Below are 13,615 nucleotides of genomic sequence, written 5' to 3'. Positions count from 1 at the left end.
TTACCTAATCCTTCATTAATTTTTGAAAAGTTACTAGCAATTCTTCCATCGCTTCCTCTTGTTGGCCTTTTTCCACTTTATCCATGATGCAACTTTTCATATGATGATCCAATAACTTAGTTGCTACACTGTTTAGCGCAGAACGTGTCGCTCTAATTTGAGTAAGAACATCATCACAATAAACATCTTCATCTATCATACGGTTAATTGCTCGTACTTGTCCTTCAATTCTATTTAGTCTTGATTTCAAATTTGATTTTATTTGGTCTGAATGATGCGCTTTTTGTATTTCTGTCACTTTCTCAACACCTCCTACTTATATCATTCATATCGTATACCCCTGATAGGTATTAGTCAAGTGATAAAACAGTTTGAACATGTTACAATAGTTAAGACTTTCACTAGTTAAAATTTAATTAATTGTATTTTGGAGGTTTAATATGATAGATATATTTTCGATGTCACTCAATTATACCAATGTAGTGATTAATATCATTTTGATTACTGCATTTATATTAAACCTTATCTTTGCGTTTACAATTATTTTTATGGAACGAAGATCAGCTGGTTCAGTGTGGGCTTGGCTCTTAGTCCTTGTACTAATACCCATCTTAGGTTTTATTATTTACCTATTTATTGGAAGACAAATCCAGCGTGATCACATCTTCTCATTGGATGAAGATGATAAAATCGGTATTGAAATGATTGTAAATGAACAACTAGAAGCCTTAAAGAATGATGACTTTTCTAAAGGCAATCATCAAATCGTGAAGTTTAAAGATATGGTTCAAATGTTGTTATATAATAATGCTGCTTTCTTAACAACAGATAATGAGATCAAAATTTTTACAGATGGAAAAGAAAAATTTGATTCGCTTCTTAAAGATATAGATGAAGCAACTGACTATATCCATATTCAATATTATATTTTTAGAAATGATTCACTTGGAGAACGTATCTTGAACGCCCTAGAGCAAAAGCTCGAACAAGGGGTTGAAGTTAAAATGCTTTATGATGATATGGGTTCTAGAGGTCTTTCACTGAAAGATTTTAAATCTTTCAGAAAAAATGGTGGCCAAGTAGAAGCGTTCTTCCCTTCTAAATTACCACTTATCAATCTTAGAATGAATAATCGAAACCATAGAAAGATTGTTATCATTGACGGTCACATTGGTTATGTAGGTGGTTTTAACGTTGGTGAAGAATATTTAGGCAAGAAGAAAAAGTTTGGTTATTGGAGAGACACACACTTACGGATTGTAGGTGATGCTGTCAACGCCTTACAACTACGTTTCATGCTAGACTGGAACTCGCAAGCTACACGTGATAACCTCAAATATGCTGACCGCTATTTCCCAGATGTAGATTCAGGAGGTACCATAGGTGTACAAATAGCATCTAGTGGTCCAGATGAAACCTGGGAACAAATTAAGTATGGTTATTTAAAAATGATTGCTTCAGCAAAACAATCTATTCATATTCAATCTCCTTACTTTATTCCAGATCAGTCATTTTTAGATGCAATAAAAATTGCAGCTCTTGGTGGTGTTGATGTAAGTATTATGATTCCAAATAAACCTGATCATCCATTTGTATATTGGGCGACATATAATAACGTTGCTTCCTTATTAGATGCTGGTGTAAATATATTCCATTATGATAATGGGTTCTTACATTCAAAAACATTAGTGATTGATGATGAAGTTGCAAGTGTAGGTACTACTAATATGGACCATCGGAGCTTTACATTAAACTTTGAAATAAATGCCTTTATTTATGATACACATATAGCTAAAGAATTAAGATTAGCTTTCGAAAAAGACTTGGAAGTATCCTATAGATTGACTAAAGAGATTTACAAACAACGAAGCTTATGGATTAAATTTAAAGAAGGTATTTCTAGATTATTATCCCCAATATTATAGTATGTTATGAGGTCTAAGATAAAGTTTGTGAGATTAAACTACTTAGACCTTTATTTTATAAGTAACATTTATTCATCAATATCAATATACAACTTTAGAGGTGATTTTATTTTGAATCATACAGACATACTTAATCAAGCAAATGAATACATGACTCAGTTTCATAAACATGATGCGACAGGACATGACATTGCTCATGTTAATCGTGTTGTTAAAATGGCAACATATATCTCAGAACAAGAACAAGTAGGTGATTTATTAACAATCCAACTAGCAAGCTTGTTACATGACACAGTTGATACAAAACTTACAAATACTCACAAAGCATTACAATACTTAAAAGATTTTCTAACAACCTTACAATTAGCTCCCGAACAGCTACAACATATCTTATACATCATTGAACATATCAGTTATAAAAATGGCCAAAATAACGATGTAACATTATCTATCGAAGGGAAGATTGTAAGGGATGCTGATAGATTAGATGCAATTGGTGCAATTGGTATTGCAAGGACTTTTCAATTTTCCGGTCATTTTAAAGAACCAATGTGGTTAGAACATGATACTAAGAATATTAATGAAGTTGATGCAACTTTTTATAACGAATGGTCGCCCTCTGCTATTAGACATTTTTATGAAAAATTATTTAAACTTAAAGATTTAATGCACACAACGACTGCAAAACAAATTGCACAACAGCGTCATAAATACATGCAAAAATTTGTTGAACAATTTTTTGATGAATGGTATTACTAGTCACCTACTTTAAATATTCAAAAAGAATCCCGAGCTGATTTAATTATCAGTTCGGGATTCTTTTTATATCTAGAAATTTAATTCTTCGTGCTTATTTTATTTCTTTTTGTTTTTCTTAGATACTACTTGTGTGTTTTTACCTTTTCCAGTTGATTCTGCTTTATTTTTCTCCATTGCTTCAATCATTGGTGCCACTTCTTTTTTAGCAAGTTTTGAATAATACATATTTGCTACTTGTGTTTGTACGATCAAGAATGCCGCACTGACTGACCAATATAGACCTAACGCAGATGCAGAACTCAATGCAATCCACACAATCATTATAGGTGAAATGACCATCATCATATAACCCATTTGACGTTGTTCATTTGGCATACTCTTACTTGAAACATATGCTTGTAAGAAGTATAAAATACCTGCAATAATCGTAATCCAAATATCTGGTTTTGCTAAGTTAAACCATAAGAAATTAGGGTGTTCAGTGAAACCACCACTTGAAGGGTATTTTAATACGAAGAATAATCCCATAATAATCGGCATTTGGATTAAGATTGGTAAACAACCTAACATGCTCTTCATAGGGTTCATATCATATTTTTTATAAACTTCCATCATTTCTTGGTTTGCTGCCATCTTCTCTTCTTGCGTACGTGAACGTTTAACCTTTTCTTGAATAGCGTCAATATCTGGTTTTGCAATCTTCATTTTCTCACGCATCATATGACTGTTTTTATAGTTTGATAACATGAATGGCAATAATACTATACGAATCGCCAATACAAGTACTATGATTGCTAAACCATAGTCGTTATTAAAACTAGTTCCTAACCAATGTATAACTTTATCCATTGGCTCTACGAACGTGTTATAGAAAAATCCATCTCTATTTCCAGGTTTTGAATAGTCACAGCCTGCTAAAAAGACCATTACACCTAATAATAAAGGGAGTAGCGCTTTCTTCTTCATTTTTCCACCTCTAATGATATATTCACATAGAATTTATTTTATCATATTAGGAGGGAAGTAGAAAACAAAAAAAGAAATTTTTATACTTTAATCAACATTTTGTAAAAATTGTCTCACTGTGTTACTTATATTATTACTTTTGCTAATTGCAGAAATGATTGATACACCATCTGCTCCAGCTTGTATTATTTCTTTGGTATTATCAACGGTAATTCCACCTATTGCAACGATTGGAAAATCCTCAATATAACTTCTTAACTTAGGTATCATTTCAGGACCTACTGGTAAGTTTGCATCCTTTTTAGAATTAGTAGCATACATAGGACCAACACCGATATAATCAACATCAGTTAAATCAGATTGTTGGTATTCATTAACATCACTAATGCTTAAACCAATAATTTTATTTTTAAATTTTTGTGCAAACGTCGTAACTTTCATATCATTTTGCCCTACATGAATTCCATCAGCGTTTATATTTTCAGCTAATGTTACATCGTCATTTACAATAAAAGGTACATTATAAGCGTGACATAGTTCTAATAATTGTTGTGCCGTTTCCACTTTATCATTCCCAGTTAAGGCGCCATTACCCTTTTCTCTATATTGAAACATAGTGACACCCGACTCTAAGGCTAATTTTACAACTTCTTTTATCGATTTTGATTCAGGTATATCTTGAGTGCCACATATAAAATAAACTTTCAAACTTGCTTTATCAAACATCATTACACCTCTTGCCTGTTACTCAATTTTAAATAATCGTCATATTTAATATGATAAAGTGCATTCAGTAATTCAATCATAAATGAACCAGGACCGTTATTTTTTGAATTTTGTTCAGCATGTTCTGAAGCTATATTATAAATGGAAATAGCTTCTATCAACATTTCCGCAGTCACTTTTTGATCTTTATTTAAAAAACTAGCTATAACTGCACCTAATAGACATCCTGCACCTGTTACTTTCGCAAGTAATGGTGACCCATTAGATAATTTATAAATTTTATTGTCCTGAACCACAATATCTGTTTCTCCTGTTATTGTTATAGCTGTATCAAATTGATGATATGCATTTTTAGCAATAGTAATCGCATCTAAATCTTGGTCACTATCTGTCCCTTTCATTGTTGTGTCCGCATCCATCAATGCTAATACTTCTGATGCATTACCTTTGATTACGGCAACATCAATTTCTTTCAAGAAAGTCGTACAAAAATCTTTTCTATATTGAGACGCACCTACCGCTACAGGGTCAAAAACAATAGGTGTCCCTATTTGATTTGCCGTTTTAGCAATCTTTAAAATATCTACTTCTCTTGATTTCGTCAGTGTACCAATATTTATTAGTAGTGCATTTGCATAAGTAAGCATATCAAACGCTTCTTCCGGTGCTTCACTCATAGCTGGACTCGCACCTAAACTTAATAAGCCATTGGCTGTAAAATTCTTCACAACATCATTCGTATAACAAATAACTAACGGATTATTTTCTCTTAATAGATTCAAGCTACTCATCATCTAAACCTACTTTCTTCATATATGCAAAATGGTTCACAGGTCCTCTACCCTGACCAATTTCAGGTGTGTATTTTATACTTAATGAAATAAAGGCTTTGGCTTTTTTTACCGCTTCATAAATTGATTTACCTTTGGCTAGTTCCGCAGTGATTACCGCTGAAAATGTACATCCAGTACCATGCGTATGTTTCGTTTCATAACGCGGCTCTTCAAAGGTATAAACATTATCTTTGGTAAATAAGTAGTCTTTAGCTATATCTAAATCTTCTGCATGCCCACCTTTAATCACAACACCTTTACTACCAATTTCATTTATAAAAATTTCACCGGCTTTATAAATAGACGCTTCATCATTTATAGTCATTCCAGTGATTTCTTCTGCTTCAGGTAAATTTGGCGTTGCAACTGTAGCTAAAGGTAATAAAATATTTTGCAAATCCTTTTTAGCATCATCATCCATCAATGAATCTCCACTTTTTGCTAGCATAACTGGATCTATAACATATGGTATATCAGGATACGATACTAAATACTCTCGAATAACTTTCATCATATCTTTTGATGCAATCATCCCTGTTTTAATTGCATGTGGTAACTCATCATCAAAAACACTGCTAAGTTGTTCAGATAACCATTGCGTTTCTAAATTGTGTATATGTTGTACACCTTTCGTATTTTGAGCTACAATACTCGTTATCGTGGCCATCCCGTACACGCCGCAAGCATGAAAAGATTTTAAATCTGCCATAACACCGGCGCCACCAGTTGGGTCAGTACCTGCAATCGTTAAAGCAATTTTTGGTTTTTTCATTCTATTCCCCTCCATATAACCAATCTTCTTCGATATATGACATATTAAAGAAATTACGTTCATGAATCGTACTTTGTAAAAAACACATTTTTATTTCATGCTTTTCATCCACAGTACATGCTTCAGTGAGTTTATTCAATAATTTATCAAATACATCGACCAATTCATCCATTTCAGTGCTATAAAAATCGAACCATTTTGCTAATATCGAATCTCTATTTAATTGATTATCTTCTAAAGCACGTTGAGCAATCGCTTGGTATACATATGGACAAGGTGCCATAGCAGCAATCGTATATGCTGCATTTTCCTTTGCATACGCATTAAAATACATGTGCTTAATATAATGATCACCACTTGGTGGCCATACTTTTTCACTTACAATATCATCATACTTTTCTCCAACATATTCAGCTAATATTTCATGTGCTTCCACTTCACCATCAACAATAAATTGAATTTGTTCCACTAAAAATTTCACGTCTTCTAATTTATTCATTTTGGGAATAAGCAATGCATATATATTAGCAAATTCTTTTAGATACGATGCGTCGGCACGTAAATAAAATTTGGTTGCCTCAATAGGTAAATTACCGTGCAACATTCCTTGTATAAATGGATCCTTATAAATATCATCTATAATATTTTGTGACGCTTTCTTCAATGTTTCTGAAAATAACAAATAATTTCCTCCTATAAAATAAAAACTACATTCCAACTAGGAATGTAGTTAATTAATAGAAAGGTACAGCAATTCAACTATAATTAAACTACTTTCCTACGTTGGTATTAACCAAATCAGGTTGTAAGGGTCTGACGTAAATCATCTCAGCCAAAAGGCTCCCCTAGTAGATTTCATATATTATATTTACTTAAAACATATCAAAGTATGCCACCTATTGCAATAAAATGGTTTATATAAAAAGAGCGGCAGAATTATATTTAGTTAAAATGATGTAATTAGATTAATTCTGCCTCTAGTCATATAACTAATTGATATATGATATTCATCTTTAACTTTATATACTCCACTAGCGTATTATAAAAAGCCCTCGACATCTAGTCATGTCGAGGGCTCTAATAATATACTTTATTTGATTGCTGTTATATTATGCAGTTACCCATTGTGAAGGGCCAACTTCATCATATAATTTTTGAGCTGCAGCGTCTTGTACTGCTTCTGGCGCATTACCAGCTGGTTGACCTTGATATTGAGCAGGTGCTACTGAATCCCATGTGCTTTGTAAGAATTGGAACTTACCTGAAGCGCCTGATGATGGGTTTGTAGCATGAATATCGCCACCTGATTCACGTTGTGCAATTTGTTGTAAGTGCGCATTCACACCTGATGAACCTTCTGAAGCTTCATTTGAGCTTGATTCGTTTGAGCTAGCTGAAGATTGTGAAGTTGCTTCTTGTTGTGGTTGTTGTGTTGTTTCTTCTTGAGGTGCTGCTTCTTGTGTTGGTTGCTCTGTTGCAGTTTGAGCTGGTTGAGCTTGCTCTTCTTGTGCATTATTATCTGTAGTTTGCTCTACTGACGTATTTGATTCTTCGCTTGAACCTTCACCGTAGCTCCAGCTAAATTTTTCACCGTCTGAAGAAAAGTTAAAGTTTTTATTATTATATGTGAAATTAATGTCATACGCACCTTCTTGAACTGGTGCTTCGTTTAATGATTCTGGATTAGTTAGTGCTTGTTGCGCTAATTGAGCTTTGTCTACACCTTGTTCAGCAGCGTCAGCTGAATTTCCTGCTGCAAATCCTGTTACTCCAAGTCCTACTGCTAAAGTTGATGCAATTACTGTTTTTTTCATTGTAAAAAAGTCCTCCTATAAGGTAATAAGTTATTTATGATTAATTCGCAAGTACAACTATAACATGCATAAAACCATTGTAGGTTACAAAGAAATGAAAAAACCTGAAGTTTTTTTACGATTAAATTACATATAAATATATTTTGAAATTAATTTTTTTCTTTTTAAATACTACTATGAAAGTTTTCCGGAATATTTCATTGTTATATAGTATGTAATATAATTGTAATTTATCTGATTATTCTGTATATATAAAAACTTAGATTTATTTCTCTCTCATTTCTCAAAACATTTTATATTTAAAAAGCTATCCCTCTTTTTTACTTATATGAAGAGGAATAGCCTGAAGAAGTATAATTGATAGTAGGATTTAATGTATATAGATTTGGGTGGGTTAATTTTGAGGTAAGTTTAAATTGGGAGTATTATACAATTTCATATATTTCATTGTCTTGTAGACTTTTATCTTTAATTGAATTACAAACTTGATCTATAGGGGATGTTTCATGAAATTCACTAACTTCATCTTTGTTTCTCGGAGACATAAATTTAATCGTTTCAATAAAAAGTTCTGATACATAATGCATCTGCCCTTCTTTTTCATATTTTCGTGATTGCATTTGACCAGTAATTCCCACAAGTGATCCTTTATTTAAATATAGTTCGATATTATTAGCTATTTTACCAACTGCCTTACAATATAAATAATCACAAATGGTATTTTGATCCTTATCTCTATAATTTCTTGTTATCGCTACACACATTGTAGCTAACTTATTCCCCTCCTTTTCATAAATTTTAGGGTCTTTGGTTAATCTCCCTACTATGACAATGTTGTTAATCATATGTCACCTCCTTTATAACTTTATACTAATCATTTTCAAATCTCAGGTCAAAATACATTAATACTAGAATTTAAAAGTGAATTCACACTAAATTCTACAAAATTCACCTCTACTATTTAAAATTACGTTATAATGATTGTATAAATGAAATAATTGTAGAATTTAAATTTATTAAATGGATGTGAGAACGATGAAATCATTTAAAGCTGTTCGATTTCAAATCGTATCAGAAAGTGGTGGCGTCACTGAATACGAATTAGAAGATGGCGTTATAATCAATAAAGAAAATAGTGGTACTGGTTGGTTATTAGAAATTGTTATATCAGACTTTCATTATGAAACAATGAAAACATATATGGAAGATGAAACGTTATTAGATATACGTGTGGTTATTACACGTCCTGCAAATGATCCAGCACTTTTTGATGCAACGATCAAAAATATCAGTAAGCTTGAACATTCTATTTCTGTCGTTTTTGAATGTCACATTTATACACTTAGACAAGTTTATGCAGAAAGTTTATTAGAACAGTTAATTGATGAAGGATTAACTGGCGAAGAACTGAAAAAATCATTTAATCGAATGATGCAATCGAAACCACGTCTAAAAGATGAAAAAATAGAAAAATAGAAAAACCTCAAGGCTGGTGTATGATACACCTAAACCTTGAGGCTTTTCTTTATTTAGCTTGAATGGCAAACGTTAATTCACAACTACAAGCCAATTGACCATCTACTGTAGCCTTGGCATTACCTTTACCAATTGGTCCACGCATTTTAGTAATTTCAACTTCTAGTTTTAATGTGTCACCAGGAGTTACTTGTTTCTTAAATCTACATTTATCTATACCTGCAAATAGTGCTAGTTTTCCTTTATTTTCTTCACTATTTAAGATAGCTACAGCACCTGTTTGAGCCAGTGCTTCTGTTATCAATACACCAGGCATAACGGCGTAATCAGGGAAATGACCTTGGAAAAATGGTTCATTACCAGAAACTTGTTTAATTGCAACGCAACGTTCACCTGCTTCATATTCAACCACACGATCGATTAATAAAAAAGGTGGTCTATGTGGTATAATTTCTTTTATTTCATTGTAATCAAAAATTGTTTCCATTGTTTGCTTCCTCCAAATCTTCTTCTGTTGCCATTCATAAATTATAGTAGCAAGATTTTACTTGTCTATACGTCTAATATCTGCACCTAACGCATTTAACTTACCATGCAAATCAACATAACCTCTGTCTAAATGTTTTAATTCAGTAACTTGGGTTGTGCCATCTGCTACTAAACCAGCTAAAATCAATGCAGCTGCGGCACGTAAGTCTGTTGCTTTTACTTGTGCTCCTTGGAGTTGACTTTTACCTTCTATTTTAGCACTTCTACCTTCAACTGTGATTTTAGCATTCATGCGCTTAAATTCTCCTACATGCATAAATCTATTTTCAAATACTGTTTCAGTAACTACTTTATGACCTTCGGCTGTAAGTAATAATGCCATCATTTGAGATTGCATGTCAGTAGGGAAACCAGGATGTGGTAATGTTTTGATATCTACTGGTTTCAGTTCATCTTCAACAGTCACTCGAATCGCGTCATCTTGATAGTCTAAATTGACACCCATTTCTTCTAATTTATATACTAGGCTTGTCATATGCTCTTTAATCGCGCCATTAACTAAAACGTCACCACGAGTAATTGCACCAGCAATTAACAATGTACCGGCTTCAATTCTATCAGGAATAATCGCATGTTCAACACCATGTAACTCATCTACACCATGTATGATAATTGTGTCTGTTCCTGCGCCAGTAACATTTCCTCCCATTTCATTTATGTAATTAGCTAAATCAACGATTTCAGGTTCACGAGCAACATTTTCTAATACTGTTTTACCTTCTGCTAAAGATGCTGCCATGATTATGTTTTGTGTAGCACCTACACTTGGAAAATCTAAATGGATTGTTGTTCCTTTTAAACCATTATCAGTACTAGCATAAATAAAACCGCCATCCATATGAATGTCTGCGCCTAATTCTTGGAAACCTTTAATATGTTGTTCGATAGGTCTAGAACCAATCGCACAACCACCTGGTAAGGCAACTTTGGCATGGCCTAAACGCGCCAATAAAGGACCCATAACAAGAATACTTGCTCTCATTTTACTCACATATTCGTAAGGTGCTTCTTCATTTAGTTGCTTTGTTGCATCAACCGTAACAGATTCTTCTTCTTTATTATAAGAAACGTCTGCGTTTAACGTTGAAATAACATTATTAATTGTTTCTACATCACTTAATGCAGGCACATTCATAAGTTTGCTGACACCTTTTGATGCTAATAGCGAAGCAGTTAATACTGGTAATACAGCATTTTTTGCACCTGAAACTTTGACTTCACCAGTTAATCTACTTCCACCGTTGATTTCTATCATATCCATCTTAAATCCTCCACTTAACTACTTATATATTTCGTTTTAATTTTTTTACCATTAAGTACTTCTTATTAATTATATCTATAATTCAAAAAAATATACAAGCATTTGAATTATTGTGCCAAATATTTTATTTGTGTTGAAAATTGTAGTAAATCCACAATAAAATTACTTACAGCAGTACCTAATAAAATCGCTAAGAAAATCATGCAAATTTGAACTTGCATAGGGAATCCTTTTTTAAAAAACTGCTCTAACCTTACTGAGTTTAGTGCCCAATAAGCAATACAAATACAAATAACATGTAAGATGAGATGTACAATCGAAAATTGTCCTAAATATTCCATAAGTCATGCTCCTCGCTTTACACTATCCATTTATTTTACATGAAAAATAAACGAAATGATACTTTTAGTACTGGACTAATTAAGGTATTCTCACTACTTATATGGTACCTTTTCCCCGTTTCAAATGTATTATTCATATTCTTTCCAAAGAAACGTAACGCATCAATCACATAGCTCATTGTAACTATTATGTAAAAATAATATTATCAATCATTGATTGTAAAATGAATAGTAAAGACTATTTGAAAGTAAAGCACAGTATTTCACTAACAACATAAAAAAACTGTCGATAAAGCCAGTGACTTTATCAACAGTTTAAGACATTTCTACTTAAGAAACTTTAACGCATAATTTATTGTAAATTAGCAACACGAATACGGTTATTCGCACGATCTAAAGCACGTTTAGCTCTATTAATATCGCTACTATCTTCTTCATTATTCAAATGAGATTCTGCTCTAGATTTTGCTAATTCTGCTCTAGCAACATCTATTTCTTTCGCAGGTTCTGCAGTTTGTACAATAATTGATAATTTATCTTGTCTTACTTCAACAAAACCTTCACTCACTGCAATATATTCTGAACCACCGTCAAAATTTATTTTGACATAGCCAATTTCAAGTGCTGCAACAGTTGGAATATGTCCATACATGACACCAATCTCACCTGCAGTAGTTTGTAATACTGCAAGATTAACATCTTCTCGGTCGTAAACAGAACCATTAGGAGTGACAATATTTAGGCTTAATGTGTTCATTATCCATACCTCCTAATTTTTAAACTTCAACACCCATATCTTTAGCTTTGGCAACTACTTCTTCCATACTACCTACAAGACGGAATGCATCTTCTGGGATATGGTCATATTCACCATCTAAAATTGCTTTGAAGCCTTCTACAGTTTTTTGAACAGGTACGTATGATCCTTTTTGACCAGTAAATTGTTCAGCTACGTGGAAGTTTTGTGATAAGAAGAACTGAATACGACGTGCACGTTCAACTGTTTGTTTATCTTCTTCAGATAATTCGTCCATACCTAAAATAGCAATGATGTCTTGTAATTCTCTATATTTTTGTAATGTAGATTGTACATCACGTGCTATTTCATAATGATCTTGGCCAACGATTGTTGGATCAAGTGCTCTTGATGTAGATGCTAACGGGTCAACTGCTGGGTAAATACCCATTTCAGTTAATTTACGCTCTAAGTTTGTTGTTGCATCTAAGTGAGCAAATACTGCAGCTGGCGCTGGGTCAGTATAGTCATCGGCTGGTACGAATACTGCTTGAATAGAAGTAACCGAACCTTTTGTAGTTGATGTGATACGTTCTTGCAATTGTCCCATTTCAGTAGCAAGTGTTGGTTGATAACCAACGGCTGAAGGCATACGGCCTAACAACGCTGATACTTCTGAACCAGCTTGTGTAAATCTGAAAATGTTATCAATAAATAGTAAAACATCTTGGCCTTGTTCATCACGGAAATGTTCTGCCATTGTTAAACCAGATAATGCAACACGCATACGCGCACCAGGTGGCTCGTTCATTTGACCAAATACCATGGCAGTTTTCTTAATAACACCACTATCGCTCATTTCATAGTATAAGTCATTACCTTCACGGGTACGTTCACCTACACCAGCAAATACTGAAATACCACCATGTTCTTGAGCAATATTGTTAATTAATTCTTGAATTAATACCGTTTTACCTACACCGGCTCCACCAAATAAACCGATTTTACCACCTTTAATATATGGTGCAAGTAAATCAATTACTTTGATACCTGTCTCTAAAATTTCAACTTTTGTTGATAATTGGTCAAAAGCAGGTGATTCTCTATGAATCGGATCACGTTTAACGGAGCTTTCAAGTTTATCATCTAAATCAATTGTATCACCTAAAACGTTAAATACACGCCCAAGTGTAGCATCACCAACTGGTACGCTAATACTGCTACCACTATCTCGAACTTCTGTACCACGTTTAACACCATCAGTTGAATCCATTGCAATCGTACGAACTACATCGTCACCTAATTGTAATGCGACTTCTAATGTAAGAGAAACAGTACCTTCGTCTCTTTCTACATCAAGTACTAAGGCGTTGTTAATCTCTGGAACTTCATTGTGCTCAAAACGAACATCAATTACTGGACCCATAACTTGTGTTACACGGCCTAATCCCATGTTT

16 protein-coding genes and 1 riboswitch are annotated in these 13,615 nt (G+C 33.2%); of the genes, 3 read left to right on the top strand and 13 right to left on the bottom strand.

Going from position 1 to position 13,615, the window contains the following annotated elements; genetic code table 11:
* Nucleotides 1-4: 4 nt before the first annotated feature.
* Nucleotides 5-298 carry a copper-sensing transcriptional repressor CsoR gene (csoR, locus tag LG295_RS04675; RefSeq protein WP_107530630.1) on the bottom strand — a complete coding sequence of 98 codons (294 nt, stop codon included), beginning with the start codon at nucleotides 296-298 and terminating at the stop codon, nucleotides 5-7.
* 142 nt (nucleotides 299-440) lie between these two features.
* Here csoR and cls point away from each other — a divergent pair, with 142 nt between their 5' ends.
* Complete coding sequence (gene cls / locus LG295_RS04670; RefSeq protein WP_107530631.1) at nucleotides 441-1,925, top strand: cardiolipin synthase; 1,485 nt, start codon at nucleotides 441-443, stop codon at nucleotides 1,923-1,925.
* Nucleotides 1,926-2,036: 111 nt separating this feature from the next.
* Nucleotides 2,037-2,684: an HD domain-containing protein gene (locus tag LG295_RS04665; protein ID WP_107558772.1), complete on the top strand. Its 648-nt coding sequence runs from the start codon at nucleotides 2,037-2,039 to the stop codon at nucleotides 2,682-2,684.
* 96 nt (nucleotides 2,685-2,780) lie between these two features.
* On the opposite strand, the gene yidC is transcribed toward LG295_RS04665, so the two are convergent.
* The 7 genes from yidC to LG295_RS04630 all read right to left on the bottom strand — a co-directional run bounded on the left by yidC (nucleotide 2,781) and on the right by LG295_RS04630 (nucleotide 8,640).
* Nucleotides 2,781-3,650 carry a membrane protein insertase YidC gene (yidC, locus tag LG295_RS04660; RefSeq protein WP_107530633.1) on the bottom strand — a complete coding sequence of 290 codons (870 nt, stop codon included), beginning with the start codon at nucleotides 3,648-3,650 and terminating at the stop codon, nucleotides 2,781-2,783.
* Nucleotides 3,651-3,737: 87 nt separating this feature from the next.
* Complete coding sequence (gene thiE, locus LG295_RS04655) at nucleotides 3,738-4,376, bottom strand: thiamine phosphate synthase (RefSeq protein ID WP_318832726.1); 639 nt, start codon at nucleotides 4,374-4,376, stop codon at nucleotides 3,738-3,740.
* Nucleotides 4,377-4,378: 2 nt separating this feature from the next.
* On the bottom strand, nucleotides 4,379-5,167 hold the full coding sequence (thiM, locus tag LG295_RS04650) for a hydroxyethylthiazole kinase (RefSeq protein WP_318832725.1): 789 nt from the start codon (nucleotides 5,165-5,167) through the stop codon (nucleotides 4,379-4,381).
* Nucleotides 5,160-5,981 (bottom strand): bifunctional hydroxymethylpyrimidine kinase/phosphomethylpyrimidine kinase, encoded by an 822-nt coding sequence (thiD, locus tag LG295_RS04645; protein ID WP_107530636.1) that lies wholly within the window; start codon nucleotides 5,979-5,981, stop codon nucleotides 5,160-5,162. Before thiD ends, thiM begins: the two co-directional genes overlap by 8 nt.
* Before the next feature lies 1 nt (nucleotide 5,982).
* Nucleotides 5,983-6,663, bottom strand: a complete 681-nt coding sequence (tenA, locus tag LG295_RS04640) for a thiaminase II (protein WP_318832723.1) — start codon at nucleotides 6,661-6,663, stop codon at nucleotides 5,983-5,985.
* Nucleotides 6,664-6,739: 76 nt separating this feature from the next.
* Nucleotides 6,740-6,838, bottom strand: a riboswitch (TPP riboswitch).
* A 252-nt stretch (nucleotides 6,839-7,090) separates the two neighbouring features.
* Complete coding sequence (locus LG295_RS04635; protein WP_107530638.1) at nucleotides 7,091-7,795, bottom strand: transglycosylase family protein; 705 nt, start codon at nucleotides 7,793-7,795, stop codon at nucleotides 7,091-7,093.
* 425 nt (nucleotides 7,796-8,220) lie between these two features.
* Nucleotides 8,221-8,640: a single-stranded DNA-binding protein gene (locus LG295_RS04630; RefSeq protein WP_107555615.1), complete on the bottom strand. Its 420-nt coding sequence runs from the start codon at nucleotides 8,638-8,640 to the stop codon at nucleotides 8,221-8,223.
* 190 nt (nucleotides 8,641-8,830) lie between these two features.
* Between LG295_RS04630 and LG295_RS04625 the strand changes: the two genes are divergently transcribed.
* Nucleotides 8,831-9,271: a YwpF-like family protein gene (locus LG295_RS04625; protein WP_017722099.1), complete on the top strand. Its 441-nt coding sequence runs from the start codon at nucleotides 8,831-8,833 to the stop codon at nucleotides 9,269-9,271.
* 49 nt (nucleotides 9,272-9,320) lie between these two features.
* On the opposite strand, the gene fabZ is transcribed toward LG295_RS04625, so the two are convergent.
* The 5 genes from fabZ to atpD all read right to left on the bottom strand — a co-directional run bounded on the left by fabZ (nucleotide 9,321) and on the right by atpD (nucleotide 13,611).
* Nucleotides 9,321-9,758: a 3-hydroxyacyl-ACP dehydratase FabZ gene (fabZ, locus tag LG295_RS04620; RefSeq protein WP_404476547.1), complete on the bottom strand. Its 438-nt coding sequence runs from the start codon at nucleotides 9,756-9,758 to the stop codon at nucleotides 9,321-9,323.
* 57 nt (nucleotides 9,759-9,815) lie between these two features.
* Nucleotides 9,816-11,081, bottom strand: coding sequence for a UDP-N-acetylglucosamine 1-carboxyvinyltransferase (murA, locus tag LG295_RS04615; protein WP_122065106.1), 1,266 nt, complete (start codon nucleotides 11,079-11,081; stop codon nucleotides 9,816-9,818).
* Nucleotides 11,082-11,188: 107 nt separating this feature from the next.
* Nucleotides 11,189-11,422, bottom strand: coding sequence for a DUF1146 family protein (locus tag LG295_RS04610; RefSeq protein ID WP_107555613.1), 234 nt, complete (start codon nucleotides 11,420-11,422; stop codon nucleotides 11,189-11,191).
* A gap of 352 nt (nucleotides 11,423-11,774) precedes the next feature.
* A complete protein-coding gene (locus LG295_RS04605; RefSeq protein ID WP_017722095.1) occupies nucleotides 11,775-12,179 on the bottom strand; it encodes a F0F1 ATP synthase subunit epsilon in 405 nt (134 codons plus the stop codon).
* A gap of 19 nt (nucleotides 12,180-12,198) precedes the next feature.
* The gene (atpD, locus tag LG295_RS04600) at nucleotides 12,199-13,611 is read right to left on the bottom strand and encodes a F0F1 ATP synthase subunit beta (protein WP_017722094.1); all 1,413 of its coding nucleotides are present in this window, start codon (nucleotides 13,609-13,611) and stop codon (nucleotides 12,199-12,201) included.
* Nucleotides 13,612-13,615: the final 4 nt, after the last annotated feature.

This window comes from Staphylococcus pseudoxylosus (assembly GCF_044794325.1).
GTDB lineage: Bacteria > Bacillota > Bacilli > Staphylococcales > Staphylococcaceae > Staphylococcus > Staphylococcus pseudoxylosus.
Note: the sequence above shows the minus strand (reverse complement) of the source record. Positions and strands in the feature narration are given on the sequence as shown.

Bases quoted from the DNA above. Each gene is read 5' to 3' on its own strand.
- cls (WP_107530631.1), top strand. From the start codon at position 441: ATGATAGATATATTTTCGATGTCACTCAATTATACCAATGTAGTGATT.
- yidC (WP_107530633.1), bottom strand. From the start codon at position 3,650: ATGAAGAAGAAAGCGCTACTCCCTTTATTATTAGGTGTAATGGTCTTT.
- thiE (WP_318832726.1), bottom strand. From the start codon at position 4,376: ATGTTTGATAAAGCAAGTTTGAAAGTTTATTTTATATGTGGCACTCAA.
- thiM (WP_318832725.1), bottom strand. From the start codon at position 5,167: ATGAGTAGCTTGAATCTATTAAGAGAAAATAATCCGTTAGTTATTTGT.
- thiD (WP_107530636.1), bottom strand. From the start codon at position 5,981: ATGAAAAAACCAAAAATTGCTTTAACGATTGCAGGTACTGACCCAACT.
- LG295_RS04635 (WP_107530638.1), bottom strand. From the start codon at position 7,795: ATGAAAAAAACAGTAATTGCATCAACTTTAGCAGTAGGACTTGGAGTA.
- LG295_RS04630 (WP_107555615.1), bottom strand. From the start codon at position 8,640: ATGATTAACAACATTGTCATAGTAGGGAGATTAACCAAAGACCCTAAA.
- LG295_RS04625 (WP_017722099.1), top strand. From the start codon at position 8,831: ATGAAATCATTTAAAGCTGTTCGATTTCAAATCGTATCAGAAAGTGGT.
- fabZ (WP_404476547.1), bottom strand. From the start codon at position 9,758: ATGGAAACAATTTTTGATTACAATGAAATAAAAGAAATTATACCACAT.
- murA (WP_122065106.1), bottom strand. From the start codon at position 11,081: ATGGATATGATAGAAATCAACGGTGGAAGTAGATTAACTGGTGAAGTC.
- LG295_RS04610 (WP_107555613.1), bottom strand. From the start codon at position 11,422: ATGGAATATTTAGGACAATTTTCGATTGTACATCTCATCTTACATGTT.
- LG295_RS04605 (WP_017722095.1), bottom strand. From the start codon at position 12,179: ATGAACACATTAAGCCTAAATATTGTCACTCCTAATGGTTCTGTTTAC.
- atpD (WP_017722094.1), bottom strand. From the start codon at position 13,611: ATGGGATTAGGCCGTGTAACACAAGTTATGGGTCCAGTAATTGATGTT.